The 24,926-nt window shown below is 71.9% G+C and carries 25 protein-coding genes; 18 read left to right on the top strand and 7 right to left on the bottom strand.

The features are described 5' to 3' along the window. Positions 1-10: 10 nt before the first annotated feature. The 11 genes from ACLIRP_RS03740 to ACLIRP_RS03690 all read left to right on the top strand — a co-directional run bounded on the left by ACLIRP_RS03740 (position 11) and on the right by ACLIRP_RS03690 (position 9,324). Positions 11-355 carry a hypothetical protein gene (locus tag ACLIRP_RS03740; RefSeq protein WP_412062620.1) on the top strand — a complete coding sequence of 115 codons (345 nt, stop codon included), beginning with the start codon at positions 11-13 and terminating at the stop codon, positions 353-355. A 158-nt stretch (positions 356-513) separates the two neighbouring features. Further along, complete coding sequence (locus ACLIRP_RS03735) at positions 514-1,008, top strand: hypothetical protein (RefSeq protein WP_412062619.1); 495 nt, start codon at positions 514-516, stop codon at positions 1,006-1,008. Positions 1,009-1,161: 153 nt separating this feature from the next. Next, positions 1,162-1,464, top strand: coding sequence for a hypothetical protein (locus tag ACLIRP_RS03730; RefSeq protein ID WP_412062618.1), 303 nt, complete (start codon positions 1,162-1,164; stop codon positions 1,462-1,464). Positions 1,465-1,669: 205 nt separating this feature from the next. Continuing rightward, positions 1,670-1,855, top strand: coding sequence for a hypothetical protein (locus ACLIRP_RS03725; protein ID WP_412062617.1), 186 nt, complete (start codon positions 1,670-1,672; stop codon positions 1,853-1,855). Between the two features lie 190 nt (positions 1,856-2,045). Continuing rightward, positions 2,046-2,600 (top strand): hypothetical protein, encoded by a 555-nt coding sequence (locus ACLIRP_RS03720; RefSeq protein WP_412062616.1) that lies wholly within the window; start codon positions 2,046-2,048, stop codon positions 2,598-2,600. A 719-nt stretch (positions 2,601-3,319) separates the two neighbouring features. Beyond that, positions 3,320-4,063, top strand: coding sequence for a hypothetical protein (locus ACLIRP_RS03715; RefSeq protein WP_412062615.1), 744 nt, complete (start codon positions 3,320-3,322; stop codon positions 4,061-4,063). Between the two features lie 216 nt (positions 4,064-4,279). Continuing rightward, complete coding sequence (locus ACLIRP_RS03710) at positions 4,280-4,498, top strand: hypothetical protein (RefSeq protein ID WP_412062614.1); 219 nt, start codon at positions 4,280-4,282, stop codon at positions 4,496-4,498. Positions 4,499-4,722: 224 nt separating this feature from the next. Further along, the gene (locus tag ACLIRP_RS03705) at positions 4,723-4,905 is read left to right on the top strand and encodes a hypothetical protein (protein WP_412062613.1); all 183 of its coding nucleotides are present in this window, start codon (positions 4,723-4,725) and stop codon (positions 4,903-4,905) included. Positions 4,906-5,443: 538 nt separating this feature from the next. After that, on the top strand, positions 5,444-5,926 hold the full coding sequence (locus ACLIRP_RS03700) for a hypothetical protein (RefSeq protein ID WP_412062612.1): 483 nt from the start codon (positions 5,444-5,446) through the stop codon (positions 5,924-5,926). Positions 5,927-5,995: 69 nt separating this feature from the next. Continuing rightward, complete coding sequence (locus tag ACLIRP_RS03695; protein WP_412062611.1) at positions 5,996-7,456, top strand: glycogen synthase; 1,461 nt, start codon at positions 5,996-5,998, stop codon at positions 7,454-7,456. Between the two features lie 599 nt (positions 7,457-8,055). After that, positions 8,056-9,324, top strand: a complete 1,269-nt coding sequence (locus ACLIRP_RS03690) for a glucose-1-phosphate adenylyltransferase (RefSeq protein WP_412062610.1) — start codon at positions 8,056-8,058, stop codon at positions 9,322-9,324. Between the two features lie 8 nt (positions 9,325-9,332). Here ACLIRP_RS03690 and ACLIRP_RS03685 read toward each other — a convergent pair whose 3' ends face one another. Continuing rightward, positions 9,333-10,010, bottom strand: coding sequence for a DNA-3-methyladenine glycosylase (locus ACLIRP_RS03685; protein ID WP_412062609.1), 678 nt, complete (start codon positions 10,008-10,010; stop codon positions 9,333-9,335). Positions 10,011-10,083: 73 nt separating this feature from the next. Here ACLIRP_RS03685 and ACLIRP_RS03680 point away from each other — a divergent pair, with 73 nt between their 5' ends. Continuing rightward, positions 10,084-10,344, top strand: a complete 261-nt coding sequence (locus tag ACLIRP_RS03680; protein WP_412062608.1) for a hypothetical protein — start codon at positions 10,084-10,086, stop codon at positions 10,342-10,344. On the opposite strand, the gene ACLIRP_RS03675 is transcribed toward ACLIRP_RS03680, so the two are convergent. Then, a complete protein-coding gene (locus ACLIRP_RS03675; protein ID WP_412062607.1) occupies positions 10,341-12,461 on the bottom strand; it encodes a thioredoxin domain-containing protein in 2,121 nt (706 codons plus the stop codon). The two genes, ACLIRP_RS03680 and ACLIRP_RS03675, sit on opposite strands and share 4 nt — an antisense overlap. A 160-nt stretch (positions 12,462-12,621) precedes the next feature. On the opposite strand from ACLIRP_RS03675, the gene ACLIRP_RS03670 reads away from it, so the two are divergent. After that, positions 12,622-13,503 carry a hypothetical protein gene (locus tag ACLIRP_RS03670; RefSeq protein WP_412062606.1) on the top strand — a complete coding sequence of 294 codons (882 nt, stop codon included), beginning with the start codon at positions 12,622-12,624 and terminating at the stop codon, positions 13,501-13,503. Positions 13,504-13,621: 118 nt separating this feature from the next. On the opposite strand, the gene ACLIRP_RS03665 is transcribed toward ACLIRP_RS03670, so the two are convergent. From ACLIRP_RS03665 to ACLIRP_RS03655, 3 genes are all read right to left on the bottom strand, one after another. After that, positions 13,622-16,024: a M4 family metallopeptidase gene (locus ACLIRP_RS03665; RefSeq protein ID WP_412062605.1), complete on the bottom strand. Its 2,403-nt coding sequence runs from the start codon at positions 16,022-16,024 to the stop codon at positions 13,622-13,624. Positions 16,025-16,339: 315 nt separating this feature from the next. Then, positions 16,340-17,188: a hypothetical protein gene (locus ACLIRP_RS03660; protein ID WP_412062604.1), complete on the bottom strand. Its 849-nt coding sequence runs from the start codon at positions 17,186-17,188 to the stop codon at positions 16,340-16,342. Positions 17,189-17,306: 118 nt separating this feature from the next. Next, positions 17,307-17,972, bottom strand: coding sequence for a WbqC family protein (locus ACLIRP_RS03655; protein ID WP_412062603.1), 666 nt, complete (start codon positions 17,970-17,972; stop codon positions 17,307-17,309). Positions 17,973-18,037: 65 nt separating this feature from the next. On the opposite strand from ACLIRP_RS03655, the gene cruF reads away from it, so the two are divergent. The 5 genes from cruF to ACLIRP_RS03630 all read left to right on the top strand — a co-directional run bounded on the left by cruF (position 18,038) and on the right by ACLIRP_RS03630 (position 22,400). Continuing rightward, entirely contained in the window at positions 18,038-18,850 is an 813-nt protein-coding gene (gene cruF / locus ACLIRP_RS03650) for a bisanhydrobacterioruberin hydratase CruF (protein ID WP_412062602.1), read from the top strand. Next, positions 18,847-19,806, top strand: coding sequence for a phytoene/squalene synthase family protein (locus ACLIRP_RS03645; RefSeq protein WP_412062601.1), 960 nt, complete (start codon positions 18,847-18,849; stop codon positions 19,804-19,806). Before cruF ends, ACLIRP_RS03645 begins: the two co-directional genes overlap by 4 nt. After that, the gene (locus tag ACLIRP_RS03640; protein ID WP_412062600.1) at positions 19,803-20,528 is read left to right on the top strand and encodes a 1-acyl-sn-glycerol-3-phosphate acyltransferase; all 726 of its coding nucleotides are present in this window, start codon (positions 19,803-19,805) and stop codon (positions 20,526-20,528) included. Before ACLIRP_RS03645 ends, ACLIRP_RS03640 begins: the two co-directional genes overlap by 4 nt. Positions 20,529-20,619: 91 nt before the next feature. After that, positions 20,620-21,282 (top strand): hypothetical protein, encoded by a 663-nt coding sequence (locus tag ACLIRP_RS03635; RefSeq protein WP_412062599.1) that lies wholly within the window; start codon positions 20,620-20,622, stop codon positions 21,280-21,282. Next, positions 21,279-22,400: a glycosyltransferase family 2 protein gene (locus ACLIRP_RS03630; RefSeq protein WP_412062598.1), complete on the top strand. Its 1,122-nt coding sequence runs from the start codon at positions 21,279-21,281 to the stop codon at positions 22,398-22,400. The genes ACLIRP_RS03635 and ACLIRP_RS03630 overlap by 4 nt, the downstream gene beginning before the upstream one ends. A 72-nt stretch (positions 22,401-22,472) precedes the next feature. Here the strand turns inward: ACLIRP_RS03630 and ACLIRP_RS03625 are convergent, their stop codons facing one another. Next, a complete protein-coding gene (locus ACLIRP_RS03625) occupies positions 22,473-23,780 on the bottom strand; it encodes a type II and III secretion system protein (RefSeq protein WP_412062597.1) in 1,308 nt (435 codons plus the stop codon). A gap of 76 nt (positions 23,781-23,856) precedes the next feature. Next, positions 23,857-24,915: a hypothetical protein gene (locus ACLIRP_RS03620; protein ID WP_412062596.1), complete on the bottom strand. Its 1,059-nt coding sequence runs from the start codon at positions 24,913-24,915 to the stop codon at positions 23,857-23,859. Positions 24,916-24,926 lie beyond the last annotated feature (11 nt).

Here is a 24,926-nt window from a genome sequence, read left to right as displayed (position 1 = left end):
GCGAACGCTGATGCCCGACTGGCTTGAAAGGAACGCCCGTTGGATCGCGGTGCCGGGCCTGTTCGCGGTGCTCCTGTTCGCCGCCGCGTTCCTGTCTGAGTGGCACGCCGTCGGCGTCGAGGCGGACCCGGCCACCGTTGAGGCTTACCACTTCGGGTCGGAGGCGATGGTCGGGCACGGCGGCGACCACTACCGTACGGCCGAGGCGTACGCGAGCCGGATGCTCACGGGCGGGTTGGCGGCTCTCGGCGTCGCGGGCGTGTTGGTGTTCGGGCTTGTCCGGCGGAGCGGGATCGCTGTCGCTACCGGGTACGTCGTCGTCGCCGCGGTATTGATCGTGGGCCTCGTCTCGTAGCATCGTGCCGGGGGCAGCAGAACCCGCCGCTGTAGGCCGACACGGGGCGCCAGCGTCCTCGGCCCGTCCCAGCGCCATCGCCAGTCATAGCTTCGGCTCACCGTCCTGCCCTCAGCCCCGTGCGGCTAAGCGGCCATCTGTTCTACCGCGCTTCCCTCATGCTCCGTCTGGTCGCTCTCCTCACCGTCGCCGGGTGCTCGTTCGCGGGTGAGCCGGAGATCGAGCGCGACACGTCGGCCTCCATTCAGACGGACAGAGTCACCTACACCGCCCTCGCGAGCGGGCCTGCGGGCGGCGTCTCTTCCTACTCGTTCGACCTCGTCGCCCGTTTCACGAACACGACGCCGGACACGGTCTACCTCCGGCGACACCGGAACGGCCTGCGACCCGCGTTCTCCATCGATGGGACAGCGTATTCGGTCCTTGACTTCGGGGCGGACGGCGTCTCGTTGGCGGTGGGCCCGGGCCGGAGCCGGACCGACACGCTGGCCGTGTTCGGCCCGCATTTGATCGGCTCGGCGGGCAGCTACGACGGGCGACTGGCCGGCCGGATGCGGCTTACGTACGAGGCGGCGAGGTGCGAGGACCTCCGGGCGTGCCCACTCCCGGACTCGGTGGCGGTCTCGAACGAGTTTGAGGTGCGGTTGGAGTAGCCCGGCCCCGCGCGGTAGAACCCGCCGCTGCAGGCGCACCGAGGGCGTCAGCGTTCTCGTGTTGTCGAGACACCGGCGCTTCCGGTGCTCCGATCTAACTTCGTGCTCTCTACCCTCGGCCGCTGAGCGGAAATCTGTTCTACGGCATCGAAGATGAGTGACATCGACCGGCAGTATCAGGAGATCGTAGACGGGCTGGCAGCCGATCTGCTGGTGCTCAGTCCCGACGAACTGCTGGAGCGGCCGGAGTATGGAATCGTCAAACGCGAAGTGAATGGAGAGGAGGTGCCGATTGGATTCTGGCACTACGCCTTCGACTTCGGCCACCACATCCACTTCAAGACGAGCCGCCGCTGGTGGTGGTTCATCTCGAAAAGCTATGTCAACGGCATCGTGTTCGGACCCAACTCCCCACCTCGCATGATGACTCCGCTCGAAGCTGCTGAGTATCACTAGCCCAACGCTGTGCTCGGGGCCGTAGAACCCACCGCTGCAAGCCGACCCCAAGCGCCAGCGCTCCCGGTTCCATCGGGCCTCTGTGTCTCCGTAGCTTCGCCCCACCGCCGCAGCCTCAGCTTGGGACGGCTGAGCGGTCCACTGTTCTACCGCGCTCCCTTCCTGCTCATCTATGAACGTTCGGGTTGCCCTTGGCTTCGTCCTCATGCTGCCGGTCATCATCCTCGGCGGCTTCCAGGACCTCTACGTCTGGTTGAAGTCGGCGCTTGCGGTAGGCGGCACCGACGCGGGTGAGGTCGGGGTCGCCATCGCATTGATGTCGGCTGTCATGTTCGTCTCGGGGGTGGTGGTCGTGTGGCGCGAGTTCCGGAAGAGCGCAGAGCCGTCGTAGTCCACCGCGCGGTAGAACCCACCGCGCAGGCCGACCGCACGCGCGAGCGCCCTGCTTCGTCCGGGCTGCGGCGTCTACGTTGCCTCCTCCACCGTCCGCGGTCGCTGCCCTACGCGGGTGAGCCGCAATCTCGTATACAGCTACCCCACCATCTTGCCAGATGAGCAGCGCGCGTGAGGTACTCCCCGTCTTGCTCGGCTTCGAGCGTGAGGACGACCGCCTCAGCGTGGTGGTCGATACCGACCCCGAGTCGACGAAGCCAGATGCGGCCTCGATCCTCACGCTCCGGTTTGTCGGGTGCGCCGCGACGGACGAGGCACGGGCGGAGCTTGACGGAGTCGAGGCCGCGCTGGCGGAGGGAGTCGGAGAGCCTTTCGAGTGGACCGTGACCGAGGGGGCTGCAGAGTTCTACATCGACTACGGCGCTATCGGGGGCGGCGTCCTCTTCTCGTCGCTCTCCGAGACTTCGGAGCCACCGACCCTAGATCTGGTCCACCAGCGCGTTGCCAGGCTCGCGTCATGGACCGACGACCTCACAGAGCGCTTCTGGAACCTCGACCGCCAGCACGGTGCGCTTCTGCAAGCGCTCGAACGCGAAGTTGAGCGCGAGGCTGACCGCGCCGCCCGGAAGTTGCCTTTCCTCCGTGAACGAGGATTCGCATCGGCCGAGGCCGTTGAGGCGAGGGCAGCAGCCTTCGAGCGTGTTCAGCAGATCGTTCATCAGAACCAACACCCTCCCAAGTAGCTGTAACCCGCGGCTGCAGCCGACATCGGGCTCGGCGCTCTTGCTCTGTTCGGGCCGCGGCGTCTACGCTGCCCTCACCACCGTTCGCGGTCGCTGCCCGTTGCGGCTGAGCCGCCATCTGTTCTACCGACCTGCGCTCGATTGAAACCGGCCGTCCTTCTGTTCGCGCTGGGGGTTCCTCTCGGAGGCTGCGCCAGTTCCCAAACGTCCGAGTTGAGGCGCTGTGATAGCGAGAACCTTGGTGGGTGCGCGCACTACGTGGAGGGCTTTAAGCGGACCGTCGCGCCAGGGGAACTCGACATCGCGGTGGGTGACATGTCAGGCATACCAGCGGCCGAGTTGTACGAGCTACCCGTCCATGGTCCTATCGCCCGCGATGAGATCGCAGCGTTGGAAGCGGCAGCGGAGGAAGGCGCGACACTCTGGATCTTTGAAGGATGGTGGCCCAGTTGGGAAGGGATAGCTGCAGTGCGTGACTGCCAGGTCATCGCGACTGCCCCTCTAGTAAACCACTGACTGGGGCGGCAGAACCCGCCGCGGCAGGCGGACCGAGGGCGCCAACGTAGTGGCTCCGCTCCGGAATAGCAGGAGCGCTGGAGGGGACGGTCGGTGTGGCGGCCGTCCGTTCGGTTGGAGGACGCCGCGCGCACGCGTTGTAACAATCGTCGAACCGTCGCGTCTCGGGTGGCCGCCCCGTCGGCATCCAGATCCTCGGCCACATGACCTATCCCTTGGTGAAGCCGGGGTACTACCGCTCCCTGCTGAAGGACGTCGTCGCGTTCCTGAAGCGACCCCACCTCGAACCAAGAACGGACAAGTCGACCCGGTTCAAGGTGTACGACACGATCGGGCTGTACGTCCTCAAGATCGTCGCTCTCGTCCCGGTGGCGTTGTTTTTCGCGCTGGTGCATGACCCAGAGAACGTGCAAAGCGCCAGTATGGCCGAACGCTTCTCTCCGGCGGTGCTGCTGCTGCTGGCCGGCCTGGTGCTTCCGTTCTTCGAGGAGGTGGGGTTCCGGCTGTCCCTGGTGTTCCGGCCGACGTACCTGGCGGTGACCGCGAGTGTGCTCACGTACTACGTCCTGACGAAGGCGGTGTACGGCACCAAGATCTCGATGGTGGACGAGAGCTTCGCGGTCCGGGTGGCCGTGTCGGGGTTGCTGGGCGTCGTCCTGTTCCCGTTGCTCCGGCGCGAGCGGGTGGCGGATCGGGTGTCCGCGTTCTGGGCACAGCACTTCCGGGTCATCTTCTACCTCTCGTGCGTGGTCTTCGCCTGGATGCACATCACGAAGTACGAGGTCACGCTGACCACGGTGCTCCTGCTTCCGATCCTGACCCTGCCTCAGTTGTTCAGCGCGGTCATCTATGGGTATACGAGGGTGGCCTTCGGCTTCGGGTATCCGTTGGCTCTGCACGTGACGATGAACTCGGTGGTCGTGAGCCTGTCGTTGTTGTCTGCCTGACGGCCGCTTGAGGGGATAGCTCGCGTCCGCTTCACAAGACGGCCTTCTGGCCGCAGCACCCACCGCTGCAGGCCGACAGCACGCTTCAGCGTCCTCGGCTCGTCCTCACGCCATCACTATCCTTGCTTCGTCCCACCCGCCAGTCGTCAGCATGCTGCGGCTGAGCGGTCACTGGTTACACGACCCAGCAACTCTCCTGCCCCGACTCTGGTCTCGATGAACGAACGCCTGCTCGCTCGCCTCCTGTTCGGGCTCGGGATGCTGTCCGTCAGCCTGATGCTCCTCTTCGACTTCCACTGGTCGACCTCAGGGACGCTGGCTCGGGTCTCGTTCGTCGGCTTCACGAGCGCGGCCACCATGGGGGTCGCGCTCGACATCAAACACCGTCGCGAGGAGAAGCGGCTCCAACGCGGTTCGGGCGGCGGGCCCGTGTAACCCGCCGCTGTAGCTCGACCCGGGGCGTAAGCGCTCTTGCCTCGGCCGAGCACCAGCGTCTTCGTTGCCCGCCCTCCCCTCCCGCCAATCCCCCCAGGTGGCTAAGCGGCCCCCTGTTACACGGTGGCACGTTTGCCTCAGGCCGGATGTGGGAGGAGTCAACGGGCCTAGGGAGAGGCACGGCATGCCTCGGAAGTCACGGTGCGTGCCTCGGGCGGAGCGTTGTGTGCCTCGGCCGCGGCACGCGGACGGGCGAGCAGGGCGAGGCGCAGGACGCGACGGACGGGCGCGACCGGGCTGTGAAGGCGCTCGAAGAATGGATCGCGCGGTACCGCGACCTCGCCAAGGCCGCCTTCCGCGACCGCCCCGAGCTGCTGGAGCGACTGGGGTTCAAGGTCCGCTCGTAGGCGGCCCTAACAGCTCTGCAGGCCTGCGCCGAGCGCAGTCCCCCATTGCCGTCATTCCCGCGTAGGCGGCCCCCCGGAAGGCGTCAGCCAATCCAGGTACAGAGAAAGACAACCCCGCCGATTCGATGCGCCCCGGACAACGCGAGCCTGTCCCGGCACCCCCCTGCAGCCATCCGCCGATCTCTACCCCATTCCTGCTCGTCACTCTGGATTGGCTGGCGCCTTCCCTCGCGGGGGCCCGCCTGCGCGGGAATGACGGCGAGTGATGGACGGCGGTCGATGCCAACCCTCCTCCGCTCAGGAGAGGGCTGACGTGAGCGGGCCGGAGAGCCGACCGTCTGACCCGGACATCTCCGCAAGCGCCGGGGGGCGAGGCTGGCGAGATTCCCCGACCCCGCCCGCGAGCCCTGGCCTCCGCCGAGTGCGTCCCGGGCGAGACGGACGGCAGGGCCCTCGACGGCTCGCGTGCGGTGGTCCGATTGCATCAGGCGCTCGGGCCGGGCAGCGCCGACGTTGCGCGCCCGTCTCCCCCGCCCCCATGCGCACGATCCTGCTCGCGGCCGCGCTCCTCGCGGGCTGCACCTCGAACCGCTCGCTCGACGCCACGTCGCCAGGGGCTGCCGCCGAGATCAACGCCCAGGGCCAGCGCCAGGCGGCGCTGCTCGCGCTGGCGTCCGGCGAGACGACCACGGCCCGCCACCTCCACGTGGCGCCCGACGTGACGACCTGGCTCGACGCCGCGACCGGCGACCTCCGCTCGGCGCCGACCGCCGAGGTCGCCCGGATCCAGTTTCGCCACCACGGCCGAGGCGCGCTGGAGGGCGCTGGCGTCGGCGTGCTCCTCGCCGCCGTCGCCGCGGGCATCACGTTGGTGACCTACCCGAGCAACGACTGGTTTACGCCCCCGGCCGCCGCCTTCGTCGTCGGCGTCGTCACCGGCGTGCCGACCACGGCGCTAACCGCGTCGGTGGGCGCGGCCGTGGGGGCTAGAAACGTGTACACGCCTCCGGACCAGCCCTAGCGGGGGCGGACGGCGCACGACGCCGGCAGGGTGCGTAGGCTCGGGGTCTCCCCTCTCTCGACGCCCGCGATGCCCGTCCTCCACGTCTCCGCCGAGTGCGCCCCGTTCGCCAAGGTCGGCGGGCTGGCCGACGTCGTCGGCGCGCTGCCCGCTGCGCTGAGCGCGAGCGGCGTCGCGTCGGCGGTGGTCATGCCCTTCTATGGGGGGCCCGAGGGGCGGCTGGCGGGGAAAGCGGGGGCGCTGGCGTCGGTCCACACCGGCGTCGTGTATTTCGAAGGCGAGTGGTTTCCGTTCGAGGTGTTCCGGTCGGAGGCGATGTCCGGCGACGGCGCCGTGGTGCCGCTGTACCTGGTCCACGAGCCCGAGCACTTCGGCGACGACGGCGTCTACTTCCGCGACGCCGACAAGGCGTGGTTCGCGCGCGGCGACGTGCGCTACCTCGTCTTCCAGCTGATGGTGCTGGACTGGCTCCGGTCCGAGCACACGCCCTTCGATGGCGACGACGTGCTCCACCTCCACGACCACCACGGCGGGCTGATCCCGGTCCTGCTGGCGCACGACCCCGCGAACGCGGCGATCCGCGACGTGCCGACCGTGTTCACGGTCCACAGCGCCGACCACCACGGCGAGATCGGGTGGACGCGCTGGGCCCACGTCGGCGTCGCCGTGCCGAACCACGCCTCGCTCGACCACCTCGGCCGCGTCAACAGCCTGAAGGCGGGCGTCGAGCACGCCGACCGCGTGACGACCGTCAGCCCCACGTATGCCCGCGAGCTGGCGGCCTCGCCCGAGCCCTCGCACGGGCTCGACTACGCGTTCCGCCTGGCGGGCGACCGGCTGAGCGGCATCGTCAACGGCGTCGACGAGGCGCTCTGGGACCCGGCGACCGACCCGCACCTCCCGGCCCCCTTTTCGGCAGACGACCTGGGCGGCAAGGCGACCACCAAGCGCGCCGTCTGCCATACCCTCGGCCTCGACCCGGACCGCCCTCTGCTCGTCTTCGTCGGCCGCCTCACCCCGGAAAAAGGCGCGACCGTGCTCGCGGAGGGGCTGGCGCAGATCCTGGACCGGACGGACGCGGCGGTCGCCGTGCTCGGGTCGGGCTACGCCGAGCACGAGGCGGCGCTGCGCGAGCGGGCCGAGGCCGCGCCCGCCGGCCGGTTCTCGCTCACGCTCGCCTTCGACGAGGCGCTCGCGCACCGCCTCTACGGCGCGGGCGACTTTTTCCTGATGCCCTCGAAGCAGGAGCCGTGCGGGCTCGGCCAGCTCTACGCGATGCGCTACGGGGCCGTCCCGATCGTCCACGCCGTCGGCGGCCTGCGCGACACGGTCGAGCCCTGGGACGGGACAACGGGGACGGGGCTCCGCTTCGACGCCTTCACCGGCGACGCCTTCGCGGATGCCGTCGACCACGCCCTCGCCCTCGACGCGGACGCGCGCGCCCGGGTGCAGCAGAACGGGATGCGCGCGGACCACTCGTGGGCCAGCTCGGCGCAGGCGTACGCGGCGCTGTACGACGGCGTGCGGTAAGCCGGTGCCATGACGCCAGCAGGCGGTGGCGGCCCCCGTCTCGCGCGAGCAGGGGCGTTGGGGTATGTCCAGACCCGCCCCACATTGTCATCCTGAAGACTGTTTCGGGAAGCCGATTCCCCTGCAAATGAGTCATCCCCGCGCAGGCGGGGATCCATCCGGCGGTGTTCGGATGGCACCTTCGCGGCCCATCGCCCCTCACCCTGGCTGCGCCGACGCTGCGCGTTGTCCCTCTCCCAGTGGGAGAGGGGACGCCTTTGGAGGGCTTGCGCCATTCCCCAAACAGTCTCTGAGCGAGCGCAGCGAGTCGAAGGATCTCAGCCGAGCACACTGCCGAGTCCGCGCTAGTAGCCGGGCGGTGCGCGACGGAGATCCTTGGCTGCGCCGACGCTTCGCGTTCGACTCCGCTGCTGCGCGGCTCCGCTCAGGATGAAACGTTTGAAGGGTCAGGCACCGTCCGAGACGGCTGAGGACGCCGAAGCGAGACAACCCGAGATCGATGGCGCCGGCGATTCGGCCGCCCCCTTTGCGGTTGGGATCAATCCCGGCGCCCACATCTTCTTAGCCTGCCCTCCGCCCCCCTCCGACTCCCCGCCCCCATGACCGACACGCTGGCCGTCATCCTCGGAGGCGGCGCCGGGACCCGGCTCTTCCCGCTCACCCACCACCGCTCGAAGCCCGCCGTCCCGCTCGCGGGCAAGTACCGGCTCATCGACATCCCGATCTCGAACTGCGTCAACAGCGAGCTGATGCGGATGTTTGTGGTGACCCAGTACAACTCGGCCAGCCTCAACCGCCACGTCGCCCGGGCGTACCGCTTCGACCGGTTTGGGCGCGGGTTCGTGACCGTCCTGGCGGCCGAGCAGACCCCGGACTCGCACGAGTGGTTTCAGGGGACGGCCGACGCCGTCCGCCAGTGCCAGCCGCACATCAACGCGTACCCGCACCGCCGCGTGCTCATCCTGTCGGGCGACCAGCTCTACCGGATGGACTTCAACACGTTCTCGGACCACCACCGCTCGATGCGCGCCGACCTCACCGTCGCCACGATCCCGGTGACGGCCGACGACGCGCCGGCCTTCGGCATCCTGAAGACGGACGCGAACGGCATCATCACCGAGTTCCACGAGAAGCCGGCGCGCGACCAGCTCGACGGCCTGGAGAGCCCGGTCTCGGCCGCGATGAAGGCTGAGGGTCGGGTCTACCTCGCCTCGATGGGCATCTACATGTTCGAGCGCGGCGTGCTCCGCGAGGTGCTCGCGGCCGACCCCGACCAGAAGGACTTCGGCAAGGAGATCATCCCGTCCGCGATTGCCGGGCGCCGGGTCGCCAGCTACCCCTTCACGGGCTACTGGTCCGACATCGGGACGGTCCGCTCGTTCTACGAGGCCACGCTCGCGCTCGCGCAGCCCGACCCCGCGTTCGACCTCTACGACGAGGAGGCGCCGATCTACTCGAACGCCCGGATGCTGCCGCCGGCCAAGATCCAGAACGCGACGCTTCGCAACGCGATGATCGCCGAGGCGTCGGTCGTCACCGAGGCGACCATCGAGGACTCCGTCGTGGGGATCCGGTCGTTCATCTCGGGTGGCGCCGTGCTCCGCCGCGTCGTCATGCTGGGCGCCGACTACCACCCCTGGCGCGACGCCAGCAAGCGGCCCGGCGTGGACCCGCCGCCGCACCCGGGCGTCGGGCCCAACAGCGTCGTCGAGGGCGCCATCATCGACAAGAACGTCCAGATCGGCGCCGACTGCCGGATCACGAACGCCGACGGCGTCCAGGAGGCCGACGGCGACGGCTGGTACATCCGCGACGGCGTGATCGTGCTGCCCAAGAACGCCATCCTGCCCGACGGCACGGTGATCTAGCGCCCGCGCTAGCGGCGGTGCGTCTTGCGGGCGACGCGGAGGTCGCTCGGGACGCCCGGCGACACGAACGGGCTGTCGGCGACGACGAACCGGTAGTCGAGGTCGATGCCGCGCGAGATGCCGATGCGCGAGGTCTTCGCGACGGCCGCGTCCGGCACCGCGTCGCCCGCCGCGAAGAACAGCGGCGGCGTCGTGAGATTGGTCTGATGGAACCGGCTCCGGACGGCGTCGGGCGCCTCGCTCAGCCCCATCGCTTGCGTCAGCTTGCCCGGCCCGTTCGTCAGGTCGCGCCGACGGCGGACGGACGGGGGCCGGTTCGCCGCCATCGCCGCCTCGCCCTCGACCGGCTCGACGGCCCGGATCAGCACGGCGCCCGCCGTCCCCTCGGGCTCCGTTACCACGTTAAGCAGCCAGTGCGCGCCGTAGATCTTGTAGACGTAGGCCGTGCCCGGCGGCGCGAAGAGCCCGGCCGCCCGGCCCGCCTCTTGGACGCGGCCGTCGGTCCCGAAGACCGCCTTCCAGCCGTGCATCGCGGGGTCGTCCTCGAGGTACGCCTCGGTCTCGACGATACGCCCCGCCAGCCGGCCGTCGTCGGGCGAGTCGTAGACGAGGAGTGCGCCGAGCAAGTCGCGGGCGACCTCCAGCGTCGGGCGGGCAAAGTAGGACGGGGGGAGCGGGTCGGGCACGGCGCAACCTGAGAGCCGGGCAGACGTAGCGCGCCGGTCGCCCGTTCCGATCGCGCTCCTCCCCCCTGTCGTCATGGCCCGCAGCCCGCTGTCCCGCAACCGCACGTTCGAGCGCGTCGCCGTCCCGCTCCTGATCATCCTGTTCGTGACGGTCGCCGTCCGCCAGCTCCGCAAGGTGGCCCGCCACCACCACGAGCACCGCGTCGAGCGCGTCCACCACCAGCACCACGCGCACCGGCACGCCCACGAGACGCGCCGCGAGCTCCGCCAGCACCACCGCGACGCCGCGCGCCAGATCGAGCGCGACGTCGAGGTGATGGTCGAGGTCAACTAGCGGCCGACGCTCGCCGCCAGCGTCTGGGCCGCGGGCTCTGGCTCCGTCGTCGGCGCCTGGCAGGCGTGCCGCTCGCAGACGTAGGCCGTCGCCGCCCCGTCGATCGCCGTCTGCTCCGCGACAAACGGCGCCAGCGTGGACAGCGGCGCCTCCCCCGTCCCCGGCGTCCGCAGCGCCACGACCGCGTGCGGGGCGTACACGGACCGGACCGCGTCGACCATCGCCGCCGTGTCGCTCGCGCCCCGATCCCCGGCGATCACGACCTCCTGGGACGGGCCCGCCGCGAAGGCCGCCGCCGCCATCAGGTGCGTAAAGCCCGACGGGTGCTGGCGGACCACCTCAGGCGCCCGGAGCGCCCGGAGCGCCGCCTCGCGCAGGTCTTCGTCCCCGGTCAGCGCCGCCAGCCGCAGGCCGTTGAGCGCGGCCACGCTCGCGCCGGCCGGCATCGCCCCGTCGTCCGGGGCGCGCTGGCGGACGAGCAGGTCGGGCGCGTCCGCGGGCGACACGAAGTAGCCGCCGTCGGGGTCCTCGAAGCGCACTCGCATCCGGCCGTGGAGGTCGAGCGCCGTCGCCAGCCAGGTCTCGTCGAACGTCGTCTGGTACAGCTCGACGAGCCCCCACACGAGGTACGCGTAGTCATCGAGCAGCCCGTCGATGCCGGCGTCGCCGTCGCGCCAGCGGTGGAGCAGGTCGCCGGCCTCGGTGCGCAGCTCGCGGAGCACGACCGTCGCCGCCTCGGTGGCCACGGCCGCGTAGTCCTCGCGGCCGAACGCGCGCGCGGCGACCGCGAAAGCGGCGATCGCGAAGCCGTTCCAGTCGGTCAGCACCTTGTCGTCGAGGAGGGGCCGCGGGCGCTCACTGCGGACCACCAGCAGGCGCTCGCGGATGCTGGCGAGCCGGTCCTCGAGATCGGCCGAGTCGAGCCCGAGCGCGGCGGCGGCATCCGCCAGCGGGTCCTCCGCCGAAAGATCCGGCGCCGGGAGGTGGAGCACGTTCGCGCCGGTCCGCTGGCGCGTCGCCTCGTCGAGGTAGTTGCCCGCGTCGGTCGCGCCCCAGACAGACGCCGCGAGTGCCGCGTCGTCGGGGCCGAGCACGGCCGCCAGCTCGGCCGTCGTCCAGACGTAGAAGGCGCCCTCCTCGCGGTGGCCGTCGGCGTCGAGCGAGTCGGCGTCCTCGGCGGCGTGGAAGGCGCCGTGGTCGCCCCGGAGGTCGCGGAGCACGTAGGCCAGCGTCGTCTCGGCCGCCTCGCGCACGTCGCCGGCGCCGGTCGCCGCCCACGCCTCGGCACAGGCGATCGCGTAGCCGGCCTGGTCGTAGAGCATCTTCTCGAAGTGGGGCAGCAGCCACGCCCGGTCGGTCGAGTAGCGGTGCAGCCCGCCGCCGACCTGGTCGTAGACCCCGCCGCGGCGGATCGCCCGGAGCGACGCCACGGCGACGGCCAGCAAGTCCTCGTCGCTGGTGACGGCCGCCCGCCGGATCAGAAACAACGAATGGTGCGGGGTCGGAAACTTGGGCGCCATCCCGAACCCGCCGAAGCCGGCGTCGAACCGCTCCAGCAGCGCGGCCGCCGTCGCCGCGACGTCCGCCTCGCCGAGCGCGTCGCCCGGCGCGGCCGTCGCCAGCTGGCGCACCGCGGCCGTCAGGCTCGCGGCCGACTCGCGCACGCCGTCGGCGTTCTCGGCCCAGAACCGCGCGACGGTCGCCGCCAGCTCGCGGACGCCCATCCGCCCGCCCCGGCTCTCGCGCGGCAGGTACGTCCCCACCCAGAACGGCTCGCGCGTGTCGGGCGTGAGCAGCGCCGTCAGCGGCCACCCCCCGCGCCCCGTCGCCGCCAGCGCCGCCGCCATGTAGACCCCGTCGACGTCGGGCCGCTCCTCGCGGTCCACCTTGATCGGGACGAAGGCGTGGTTGAGCGCGCGCGCGGTCTCCGCGTCCTCGAACGACTCGTGCTCCATCACGTGGCACCAGTGGCACGTCGCATACCCGATCGACAGGAAGACGGGCACGTTCCGGCGCCGGGCCTCCTCGAACGCCGCGTCCGTCCACGGCCACCAGTCGACGGGGTTCGTCGCGTGCTGCAGGAGGTACGGGCTGTTGGTGTCGGCGAGGCGGTTCATCGGCGCGGGAGTCGGGGCCCGGTGGACGAAGGCGCGCGCGCGATGTGCCCGACACTCCGCGCTAGCGACACGCCGACGCGACGCCCCGGCCGCCCATACCGCCGCCGCGTCACCTGCGGGCGCCCGTCCCGATACCGGATCTGTCCCCCCATCGCACGCCATGTCTCGCGTTCTCCTCCTGGCCGCCCTGCTCGCTGGATGCTCGTGGCCGCTCTCTCCGGACACGCCCATCCCACTCGGCACGCCCATCGGCACGCACGGCGACGGGCCCGAGGGGTACGCCGAGGCCCTGGAGGCCGGCGACGCCGACACCGCGCTCGCGCTCTTGCAAGACGCCGCCGCGCACGGCGACCTCGACGCCCTGGGCTGGCTGTCCGACGCCTACGGGCGCGGCTACCTCCAGGCCGGCTGGCGCGAAGGCGGCAGCGTCCACCTCCCGATCCGCACGATGCCTTGGAGCGGGCCCATCACCCAGGCGCGCTACGTGGACACCGTCCGCCGGCGCGCCGACGCAGGCGACGCCGACGCCCTCTTCCGCCTCGCCGACGGCTACCTCGTCCGGCAGCACATCGACGGCGAGTGGCGGTACCCCACCGGCGGCCTCGACTCCGCCCGCGCCATCTACGACCGCCTCGACGCCCGCGTCGACGACGACCAGCGCCTGCGGCTGGCCTTCCTCGCCCAGCGCTTGGACGACGACGGCGCCTACCGCGCCCACCTCGACGCCGCCGCCGACGCGGGCGACCCGCAAGCCTGCGTCTTCCGGTTCTGGGCCGAGTCCCGCGACACCCCGCCCGGCGCCGCGGTCACCGTCGCGGCCGAGATCGACGTGACCGAGGCGTGCCGCGCCCGCGCCCTCGCGTCCGGGTTCGCGGAGAGTGCCCCGCTCTTCGACTACAGCGGCCGCGTGCTCGCCAGCCTGCGCGAGCAGGCCCGGATCGGCAACCCCGCCGCCACGACGACGCTCGACAGCCTCCACGCGCTCGGCGTCTTCGACCGCCACGCCCACCTCGCGGTCCCCGCCGACCCGCTCGGCAGTTGACCGCCCCCGCTGGCGCGGCGTGGGCGCCGGCGAGACCCAGAAAACGGGGCCCCCGTCCGAAGACGGAGGCCCCGAGTGCCAGGGCGGTGGTGGTCACCCCGAAGTCGTCCGCGGGTGGCTAGCGGACAACGGTGAAGCGCTCGGTCAGACGGCGGCCGTCCGCGTCGAGCACGATCACGTAGACGCCCGCCGGCAGCGCCTCGACGGCGACGGGGACCGGCGTGCGGCCCGCGTCCAGCGTCCCCGTGTGGGGCACCGAGACCTCGCGGCCCAGCAGGTCCAGCACGACGACGCGCGCCAGGCCGGCTTGGGGCATGTCGACCAGGATCGTCGCCTCGCTCCGCGCCGGGTTCGGCCCGACCGCGAGGGCCAGCTCGGCGACCTCGGCCTTGCCGAGCGCCAGCGGGTCCAGCACGTCGCTGGCGGGGGCCTCGGGGACGTAGCCCAGGACCGGGTTCGTGTCGGCCACCAGCAGCGCGCGGTCCGAGAAGTAGGCCACCTGCGTGATTCGGTAGCCGTAGCGCTGGACCGAGTAGTCCGTCACCAGGTTCGCCGAGATCGCGGACCCGTCGACGACGGCCCAGAACGCGGCCTTGTTGCCGGTGTAGGTCGCACGCGTCGTCCCGTTCGCGTCCTTGATGTAGACGAAGTCGTAGTTCGCCTCGGTGTCGAACTGCTCGAAGTACATCGCCACGCGGTCGGCGCCCGGCTTCGAGTACGTCTTGGTGTTGTTGTAGTTGTTGGGGTACGGGTGCGGGCTTTGAGCGTTGGCCGTCTCGTAGCGCCACTCCGGCGTGCCGCCGCCCGTACCGCCGCCGCCGCCCGACGCCGAGCCGACGCCGACCGCGGCCCAGGCATCGGCGACCGCGTTGTACTGCGTCGAGCCGGTCCCGTAGAGGTCCGCGGCGGCCGACAGCGTGCCCTGGCGGGCGCCCGCGAAGTTGGTCGACTGCGTGAAGTAGACCGTCAGCGCGCGGTACCAGATCTTCTCCGTGGCGCTCCGCCCGATCGCCGTCGTCGTGACGCCCCGGAAGGTGCCGCCGGCGATCATCAGGTACGCCTGCTTGTTGGCGATGCCCGAGTTGATGTGGACGCCGCCGTTGTCGCCCGTCCCGGTGTAGCGGTCGGCGTAGTGGTCCGGCTGGTCGCCAGCGGGCGGGTTCTGGATGTTGCGCAGCGCGTCGCCCGGCGTGCCCGGCGTGTAGCTCTGCTCCCCGACCGTGTAGTCGTTCCGGTCGACCATGACGGCCATGATGTCGCTCACGGCCTCGTTGAGCGCGCCCGACTCGTTCTGGTAAATCAGCCCGGCCGACGAGCCGGTCACGGCGTGCGTCAGCTCGTGCGCCACGATGTCGAGCTCGACGAGCGGGCTGAACGTGACGCCGTCGCCGTCGCCGTAGACCATCTGCGCGCCGTTCCAGAACGCGTTGTTGTAGTTGCTCTGGTGGTTGACGGTGCTCGTGATGCTCGCGTTCGCGCCGTTGTAGCTGCTCCGGCCGTGCGTGTTCTTGTAGTAGTCGAACGTGGTGACGGCGCCGTAGTGGGCGCTCACGGCCGCGCGCTGGTTGGTCGCCGAGAAGTTGTTGTTCGAGTCGGTCACGTACGAGCCCGGGAGCGAGGTCCCATTGTTGCCGGTCATCGTCCGGATGTAGGACGGGCCGCGCGTGGTGTCGTAGAGGTAGTAGGTCGAGCCCGAGAGGTAGGTCGGGATCGTCTTGGTCCCCTCGTAGAGGCTCGTCCCGGTGCCTGTCGTGGGCCCGGCCGCGCCGGCCGCGGTCACGAACGGCGCGCCGCCGGTGGCCGTCGCCGTCGTGGCGCCGTGACCGGCGGTGTGGAGCGAGTTGAACTTGTGGAGGACCGTGCCCGTCGCGGCGTCCACGAAGACCTCCCAGTTCGCCGGCGTCGGGGCGTCGACGAACAGGCGGACGTGGTAAGCGCGGGCGAAGCCGCCGTTGTGCGGGAAGACGACGGCCTCCGCGGTCGGCGTCCAGTCGATGGCCTCGCCGAGCGCGTCGGCGGGCACCGACGCGCGGTAGCGGACGTCGCCAAGGTCGGCGCGGGCGGCGGCGAGGGCCGAGGTGCGGCCGAGGTCCATCCCGCGCGCCACGTCGGCGTCGGGCAGGAGCGTGCCGCCCCAGGCGTAGGCCCGGCCGTCGCGGCCGATGTGGAGCGCGCTCTCGGCGCCCCAGACGGGCGTGCCGTCGACCATCTGGTGCACCCGGACGTGCGTCAGCCCGAGATCGTCGGTCTCGACGCGCGTGACCCGCACGTCGGGTGCGGTCGAAAACCCGAAGGCGGCGGCGTGCGCGATAAAGAACTGCGGGGCGCTCGCGGGCGTGACGGCGCCGAGGTCACCGGCCAGGAAGATGGGCGCGTCGGTCGTCGGGTCCATCTCGACGCGCTCGAGGGCGTCGAAGGCGTCGGTCAGCGCGGCGCTCTGGGCCGCCGCCGACGGGGCCAGCCCGACGAGCGCGAGCGCGAGCAGGAACGCCACCGCGTGGCGTGAGAATCCAAGGGTCATGGAAGAGGGGGGTGTGGTGGGAATCCGCGGCGGGGGGTCGCCGGGGCCATGGGATTCACGGTAGAGGCACATGCCCCGTTCACACAACCCCAACGGTTCATTCACACGAAGCCTCACCCGATCCTCAGGTCCCAGGGCCCTTCCGAGTGCCCCTTCCGAGCCCATCCCCGCACATGGCGTCGCGTTTACCTCCTTCCGTGAAGTAACCGTGAACCGAACGCCGTGTAGGACGGACGCTTACGCCACGATCTTCGGGCACCTCACCACTAGTACACGCATCCCACGCCCCCCGGTGACCGGCGCGGACACGGGTAATCACGCGGCACTCCGGCGCGGGTCGTCGGCGGCCGCCGCCGCGCGGGCCGACAGCGACCCGTGGACCATAAACGCGGCCATATATGGGAGGAGGTACCCGGCGAAGACGACCACCTGTAGCGGCGCCAGCGCGAGGGGCCCGGCCCCGAGTGCCGACGCGACGATCAGCAGCGGAACGACAGCGACAATGACCGCGAGGTAGAACATCACCGCCACCAGCAGCAGCGACCGGAACGTGACCCACCACGCCCCCGCGACGAGGGCCCGCGAGCGGTGCCACGCCTCCCCGAGCGTCTCGGCGTCGAGCGCGCGGGCGGCCATCGCGATGGCCACGTACGGCACCGACCACACGGCGAGCGCCAGCCACGCCAGCGGCCCCACGACGGGGACCGACCACAGCGCCGTCGTCGCGCCGAGCCCGATGGAGTAGGCCAGCGCCAGCGCCAGCATCGGCAGGAGCAGCGCGCGCGTCTCGTCCCACAGCGCCGCCGCGGTCACGTCGCCCGCGTGCCCGGCGCGGTAGAGGCGGACGTAGCCCGCCGCCGCCGCCACGCTCACGGCCGAGCCCAGCAGCCCGAACAGCACCACGCCCCAGTACGCGGGCGTCAGGATCGCCGACGGGTCGGCTTCGAGCGCCGCCGGGTCCAGGAACGCGTCGCCAACCTGGGCGAGGTACAGCCCCGCCGCCAGCCCGGACGCGAGTGCGACGGGCGCCACGACGGCGAGGTACGCCCGGCCCAGCTCGCGCGCGGTCGCCCGGAGAAAGCCGACCGTCTCGCGGAGCACGTCCCCGGCATCGCGGCGGCGGCGGAACGGGAGGGCCCCGAGGTCGGGGAAGGCGTCGGGCACGGCGGGCGTCGGGGGGCCCGCAAGCTACCCCGAGCGCGAGCGGGCGAACCCGGGCCCCTCCCCTGCTGGCGCGGACACCGCGTACGTCACCGCCGGGGGATTGCAATAACGGGTCAGTCTACCGAGTCACCCCGTCGATCCCTGCGCGCAACACATCGGCGGCAGCGGGGCCGTGCGCCATCAGCAGGTCGAGAACGCCGAGCCCGGGCGTCCACCCGTCGTGGCTCTGCCGACGTGGGCGCTCGGTGAACCGGAGCACAGCGACCGCTCCGGCGGCCTCGGCGTCGCGCCCGGCCGACTCGGGCAGCGTGAGCAACGTCTCGCCGTCGGCGTGCGCAAGCACCGCCGCCAGCGTGTCCGGCGCCCCCGGCAGCGCCGACGCCCGGACGATTTCGGCGTCGGCGCGCAGCCACCGCGCCGCGAACCGGACCGACGCCACGGCGAGATCCGCGAGTGATCCTTGCGTCTCCAGCACCGCCGCCCACTCGGGCGCGACGTGCTCGTAGAACGCCGCCCGCCCGTACGCCGCGCGCAGCGCCGCGCGGTGCTGCCGCCGCCAGCCGTCGTCGACCACGGGCACCTCTGTCATCGGGACGCCGACGCCGCCGTGGCGTCGGGGAACGGTGAGCCACTGCGGGCCCTGCCCGGTCCCGATCCGCGTCCGGTTGTGGCCGCCCTGCCGGCTGAACGCAAACGTGTCGGCCAAGACGACCCAGTCGGCCGTCAGCAGAAGGGCCGCGTACTCGAGGCGGGGGGCGAACTCAGGGGGGCGAACGGCGATCACGGGCATGGGGTGGAACGCGAACGATGGTAGCGCCGTCCGGCAGGCCCCTCCCCTGTCGACCGCCCTTGACCTCCACGCGCGCCTTCCACCTCGCCATCGGCGTCTTCGCCGCGACCATCGCGTTCGCCATCCTGGGGACGCTGTCGCTGTTTATCGGCCCCGTCCGCGACTTTTTCCTGCCCTACTACGACACGCTCGTCGCGGCCCCGACGTGGACGTACATGGCCCTGCTGCCGGTCGTCACGCTCGCGCTGTACTGGGACGTGCTCGGGCCGCGCCGCTCGATCCTGTTCGTCGTCGCCGCCAGCGTGATCGGGGCGGGCGCCGAGCTGCTCGGCACGAACACGGGCATCCCGTTCGGGGAGTACCTCTACACCGACCGCCTGGGCGCCAAGATCCTGGGCGACGTGCCGTACTTCATCCCCACGTCGTGGTATGCGCTCGGGCTGCTGAGCTTCGACCTCGGGGGCCGGATCTCGTCGTCGCGCGTCGGCCGCGCGCTGGCGACGGCCGCGCTGATGATCGTCTGGGACGTCTCGCTCGACCCGGCGATGAACCAGGGCGGCGGGACGTTCGTGTTCTGGGAGTACCCCGGCGGCGGCGCCTTTTTCGGGATGCCGTGGGTGAACTGGATCGGCTGGGCGGTCACCTCCGTCGCGATCGCGTTCGCGTTCGAAGTGCTCGGGGGGCTGAAGCCGGCCGCGACGAGTCTGACGCGTCGATGGGCGCCGATCGCGTACGCGCTGAACGTCTTCTTCCCCATCTCGATCTGCCTGCTCTACGGCCTGCCCGTCGCCGGGGTGATCGGGCTGGGGGCCCTCGGTGCCGCGCTCGCGGCGGTCCGCTGGCGGACGCCGTGGTCGCTGGCGGCGTCGTGACCGGGCCGCCCGCCTCGGCCGCCTTCGTCGCCCCGACGCCCCCGCCGGTCGGCGGGTCGCCGCGCGAGCAGGACCGCTTTTTCCGCCGGTCCTTCCGCCACCACAGCCGGACGTTCTCGCTCGCGACGCGGCTGCTCCCCCGCCCGGTCCAGCTCCCCGTCGCCGTCCTCTACCACTACTGCCGGACCGTCGACACGCTCGCCGACGAGCGCTCGGCCGAGATCGGCGCGGGCGCCGCGCTCGCGGAGGTCGACGCGCTCGAGGCCGGGCTCGACGGCGCGCTCGCCGGGCGCCCCCCCGACGGCGAGCACGCGCTCCTGTGGCGCCGGTTTTCCGACGTCCACGCCCGCTACCGCCTCGACCCCCACCCGCTCCGCCAGCTGCTCGACGGCGCCCGGTGGGACCTGCGCGGCCGGCCGGTCGAGACGCGCGCCGACCTGCTCGCGTACGCCGACCTCGTCGCCGGGTCCGTCGGCGCCGCGATGCTGCCGTTCCTGGTCCGCGACGGCGCCGACCGCGCCCGCCTCGACGCCCCGGCGCGAGCGATGGGGAATGCCATGCAGATCACGAACGTGCTCCGCGACGTGGGCGAAGACTGGCGCGACCTGGGCCGCTGCTACCTCCCCGCCGCCGACCTCGCCGCGCGCGGGCTCGACATCGGCGCGCTCGTGGCCGCCGCCCCGCCCGTGCCCGACGCCTACGCCGAGCTCGTGGAGTCCCTGATGGGCGACGCCGAGCGGCTCTACGACGAGGGCGGCCGGGGCATCGGCGCGCTCCGCCGCCGGGCGCGCTGGGGCATCCGCAGCGCCTCGCGGATGTACCGCGAGTTCCTCAACGGCGTCCGTGCGAACGGCTACGACAACCTGTCGCAGCGCGCCGCCGTCCCGCTCCCCCGCAAGCTGGCCGCGCTCGCGCGCGACGGCTACGCCCGCCGCCGCGACGGGCTGACGGCATGAGTGCCCGGCCCGACGGCTGGGGTGCCCGGCTGGCGCGCCGGTTCGCCGAGCGCTCGATCCGGGGCGAGCTGGCGGCCCTGCGCCGCGTCGTCGGCGTCGGGGCCGACGACCCCGCCCCCGGCCGGCCGCTCGTGCTCTACGCCAACCACCACGTCTACCCCGACAGCTTCCTGCTGTGGCACCTCACGACCCGGGTCTGGCGCCGCCCGATGGTGGTCTGGATGGAGGCCTGGGACCGCGCGCCCCTTTTCGGCCCCGTCGGCGCCCTCCCCTTCCCCGACGGCGACGCCCGCCGTCGGATGCGGACCATCCGGGAGACCGCGCGCCGGATGACCGACGACCCCCAAACCGCGCTGTACCTGTACCCCGAGGGCAAGATGCGCGTGCCCGAGGACGGCCTGGGCCCGTTCGCCACCGACCTCCCGCGCCTGGCCCGCGTGCTCCCCGACGACGCGCAGTTCGTGCCGGTCGGGATCACGACCTCGTGGTGGGGCGAGAGCCGCCCGACCGCCGTGCTCGCCGTCGGCGACGCGCACCGGCCCGACGGCGACGAGCCCGCCCGGCTGGCGGTGATGCTCGACCTCGCGCGAGCGACGCGCCCCGAGGACCTGGCGAACGACGCCCGCGTGCTCCTCGACGGCCGCCCCGGCGCCGACGAGCGATGGGACCTGTCGCGGCTCGCGCCCTTTTTTGAGCGCCTGACGTTCGGGAGTCGAGAGTAGCCGCCCGCCCCAACCCTCCGCCGTCCCCGCCCCCCCCTCCACACGTCCGCCCGCTAGCTTCCCGTTCCGCTCGCGCGTCCCCCCTCCCGCGATGACCGCCCTCCTGCTCGGGCTGCTGCTGAGCCTCCCCGCCAGCGCCAGCCCCGCCGCCCCTGCGGCGACCGCCCCGCCGTCGCCCGTCCGCGACTCGCTGGCGATTTACTACGCCCGCCAGGACACCTCGGCCGTCGAGCGGCTGCACCGGGGCGCGCGCACGCGCGAGGAGCGGCTGCTGTGCCGCTACCGGCTGTACCCGATGACGCTCGACGAGCGCTACCTCGACGACATCCCCACGGAGGCCGGCGTCACGTCCGCCCGCGAGCTGGCGCTGATCTCGGCGCTGTGGGCGTACCGCGCCGCCGCCGGGCCGGCCTGGCACCTCCCGACGTATGGCCGCCGCTCCGAGCGCATCCTCGACCTCGCGCTCGCCCGCGACCCCGCCGAGCCGTACGCCCTGCTGGTCAAGGGGCAGGGCCTCTACTACAAGCCCCGCGTGTTCGGCGGCGACGTCCGCGCCGCGCGCGAGACGTTCGAGCAGCTCCGGGGCCGCCTGGGCCGCCGCGGCGTGCCCGGCATCCACCCGTTCGAGGCCGAGGTCTGGATCTGGATGGCCGTCCGCCGCCTCGACCCCGGCGCCGGCGACCGCCTGCGCAGCGCCCTGCTGGCGCGCCGCCCGCCCCGCCTCTTCCGCCAGTTTCTGGTCGACCCTCCGTGACCGGACTCTGGCAAGCCCTCCTGCTCGCGGTCCTGGCGATCCACTTCGGCGTGGCCGTCGTCGAGGTCGTCAACTTGCTCGCGTTCGCGTACGGGCGACGGCTGGCGATGCCCGCCACGATCCCGTCGGTGAGCGTCCTCGTCCCCGCGCGGAACGAGGAAGGCAACCTCGCCACGCTCTTGCCCACCCTGCTCGCCCAGCGCGGCATCGACCTCCAGATCGTCGTGGTCGACGACGCCAGCGAGGACGGAACGTGGGACGTGCTCCAGGCGCACGCCGACGACCGACTCGTCGCCGTGCGCGGATCCGGCCCGCCCGCCGGATGGGTGGGCAAGCCGCACGCGCTCTATCAGGCCGCCAAGCGGGCGACGGGCGACGTCTACGTCTTTCTGGACGCCGACGCTCAGCTGACTGACGACGGCGCGCTCGCCCGGCTCGTCGGCCGCCACGTCGCGCGCGGCGGCGCCGGCACGGCGCTGACGGGCTTGCCCCGCTACCTCGACCGGGGCCCGGCGGCCCTGATGACCTCGCTCGTCCCCTTCGCTGTCCTCGCGGCCCTGCCCGTCCCGCTCGTCCCCCGCACGGCCGCCCCGTCGCTGAGCGCGCTCAACGGCCAGATCTGGGTGCTCGGCGCCGCCGACTACGCCCGGCTCGCGCCGCACCAAGCCGTCGCCGCCGAGGTGCTCGAGGACGTCCAGATCGGACGGTACCTCAAGCGCTCCGGCGTCCGGCTGTGGTTCGAGGACCTGTCCGGCGAGGTCGCCGTGACCATGTACCGGACGTTCGGCGAGGCCTGGGCGGGCTTCCAGAAGAACGCGGCCCTGCTGGCGGGCGGCCGGCCCGGCCAGCCGATCACGGCCGGGTTCGTGATCTTCTTCGTGCTCTACGCCGTGTCGTGGGTCCTCCCCAGTGTCTTGTGGCTCGGCGGGGCGGCCGGGCTGTGGGCGCTCGCGAGCTTGGTCGGCATCAAGCTGGCGATCGACCGGGCCGGGCGGTTTCCGTTGTGGGTCAGCGCGCTCGCGCCGCTCACGCTCGCGCTCGGCGCCGCGCTCCAGCTCGACTCCGCCCGCGTCCACCGCGCCGGCGCCGTCGCCTGGAAGGGCCGCCGCGTGGGCTGAGCCCCACAAACGCGCCGAGGCGGGCACCCGGGGGCGCCCGCCTCGGCGGAGTCGTCGGACAGGGGGCGACCGCTAACGGCGGTCCGCGTCGACCTCGACGCCCGTCTCGCGGCGGTCGGCCGGCTCGACGCCGAACTGGCGGACGCGGTCGTCGGCGTCCCGGCGCTCGTCGTCGTAGAGCCCGCGCGGGAGCTCGCGGCCCATCCGCGTCCGGAGGTCGTCGGCCACGCGCGCGCGGAGCACGATGATGATCTCGTTCTGCTGGACCTGCGTCTGCTCGTACGAGAAGAGGTACTTGAGGATCGGGATGCTCCGCAGGATCGGGACGCCCTTGCGCGAGACCGTCTCGTCGGTTGAGGTCAGCCCGCCGATGGCGCGCATCTCGCCCGAGAGCATGGGGAGCTGCGTCTGGATGTCGTCCTTGTTGATGGCCACGCCGCCCGAGGTCGGCACGCCGGTCGACTTCTCGACCTTGACCTCGAGGTGGATGAACTCGACGGGCGCGCCCTCGCGCTCGTCGACCACGAGCGTCGGCTTGACGTCGATGATGGTGCCGGTCGAGAAGAACTGGGTGATGGCGTTGCCCTGGAAGTCGCGGACGGTCACCGGGAAGTCCTGGCCGCTCTGCATGCGCCCCTCGGAGCCGCTCTGGACGACCGTGAACGGCGTCGCGACGGTCTGGCCATAGCCCTCCTCCTCGAAGTAGCGGAACAGGTTGAGGACCGTCGTGAGCTCCACGCGGTCCGACGAGGCCTCGAGGAAGCCGTCGAGCGCGTCGAAGAACGATCCGGCGTTGACGAAGAACTGAGTGCCGCCGGTCGTGGTCTGGGCTTGGTTGAAGAGGGCCGACCAGTTGGTGCCGACCTCGCGGGCGCGCGTCGAGTTGAGCTGGAAGATGACCGCGTCGACCCGGATCTCGCGCGTGTCGGCCGTGGCCGGGAGCTGGGCGAGGTCGCCGGCCGGAGCGATGGCCGCCGCGGCCCCGATCGCCGCGTTGCTGGCGCCGTCGGTCGTGGTCGCCACGACCTGGGGCTCGGTCACGATGAAGTACCCGTTCGACTCCGAGAAGTCGAGGCCGTGGCGGTCGAGCACGAGCTCGAAGGCGTCGATAAAGTGGACCCCGTTGAGGGCCACCCCGATGGCGTCGCTACGGTCCTGCGGGTCGACGACGCTCTTGCCGGTGACCCGCTGGAACGTCGGGTTGACGAGCCGCAGGAACTGGCTGATCGGCGTCGAGGCCGGGAACGAGACGAGCTCGTCGGCCGGGACGTAGCCGCGGACGACCTGGGCGTGGGCGGCCGGGATCGCGGGGGCGGTCACGGCGAGCGCCGCCAGCAGGGCGAGCATCGGACCAAAGCGGAGGCGGGAGGTCGGGGTCATGGGTCGGGGGGAGAGTCGGGAGCGCGCGGGGCGTCTCGCTAGGGATCGGCCGGTCGGGGCGCCAGTAAAGCGGGCGCTAGTTGGTGGGGACGCGCGGGACGATGTCGGCGGACTCGTAGGTGCCGGCGCGGATCGCCTCCGGCGTGCCCGGGGCCGGCGGCGGCGTCTCGAGGGTGGGGCCGGCGGGCACGGTGCCCCGCGCCGACGAGAGCGTCTGGCCGCCGAGCGCCTGGCGGTACCGCTCGCCGGTGTCGAGGCCGATCTCGACGCGCTCGCGGATGCCGCCGCGGTTGAAGTCGATGGTGACGAGGGCCTGGGTCGGGTCCACGTTCCCGATGCGGCCGAGGTAGACGCGGTCGCCGGGGCGGAGCTCGCGGAGCTGGCCGTCCCGCTCGAAGACGGCCGTCCGCCCGATGACGCTGACCAGCCGGTCCGTCTCGAGGTCGATGAGGTCGTCCGTGTTGGGCGGCAGCGTCTCCAAGATGAACGGGAAGAACGGGTTGACGGCCGCGCGGCGGACCGGGTAGGCGGCGGGCGGCGGCGTGATCGCGCTGTCGGGCGCCGAGATGTCGCTGTTGGCGCTAAAGAAGGCGTCCACGGCGAAGGCGAACTCGGCCAGGATCACCTGGCGGCCCGGCGCGTCGTCCGACCCGCCGACGGTCGTCACGCGCTTCTTGATGGAGAGGTCGCGAACGCGGTAGAGCCCGCGGCCGTTTTCCAGGTGCCACATGAACGCGTACAAGCTCTCGAAGTAGGCCTCGCCGGTGACCTGGTAGGTGTAGTACGAGGCGACCGGGCCCGGCGTCAGACCCGTCAGCGACAGGTCGAAGCGGTTGAAGCCGCGTGCCGAGAGCGCGTTGAGGTAGGCCACGATCTCGGCCGAGGGCAGCTCCGGCGGGAGCACCTTGTAGCGCGTGTTCCACTGGGCGAGCGTCGAGGCGGCGCCTTCGCTGGCGGCGGCCTCCTGCGCGATCAGCGTCTCGACCTCGGCCTCCCGGTTCTGGAGCGCCTCGATCTCGCCTTCGATCTGTTCCAGCTCGCTCGGCTGGACGTTCTGCGTCACGTAGTACCCGCCGCCGGCGGCGGCGGCCAGGAAGACCGAGAGCAGGAGGGTGTTGAGGACGTCGGTAGACATGGGGTCGGTCG

Origin of the sequence: Rubrivirga halophila, from assembly GCF_046845755.1 — a bacterium.
Lineage (GTDB): Bacteria > Bacteroidota > Rhodothermia > Rhodothermales > Rubricoccaceae > Rubrivirga.
This window is presented reverse-complemented; position numbering and strand designations above follow the sequence as displayed.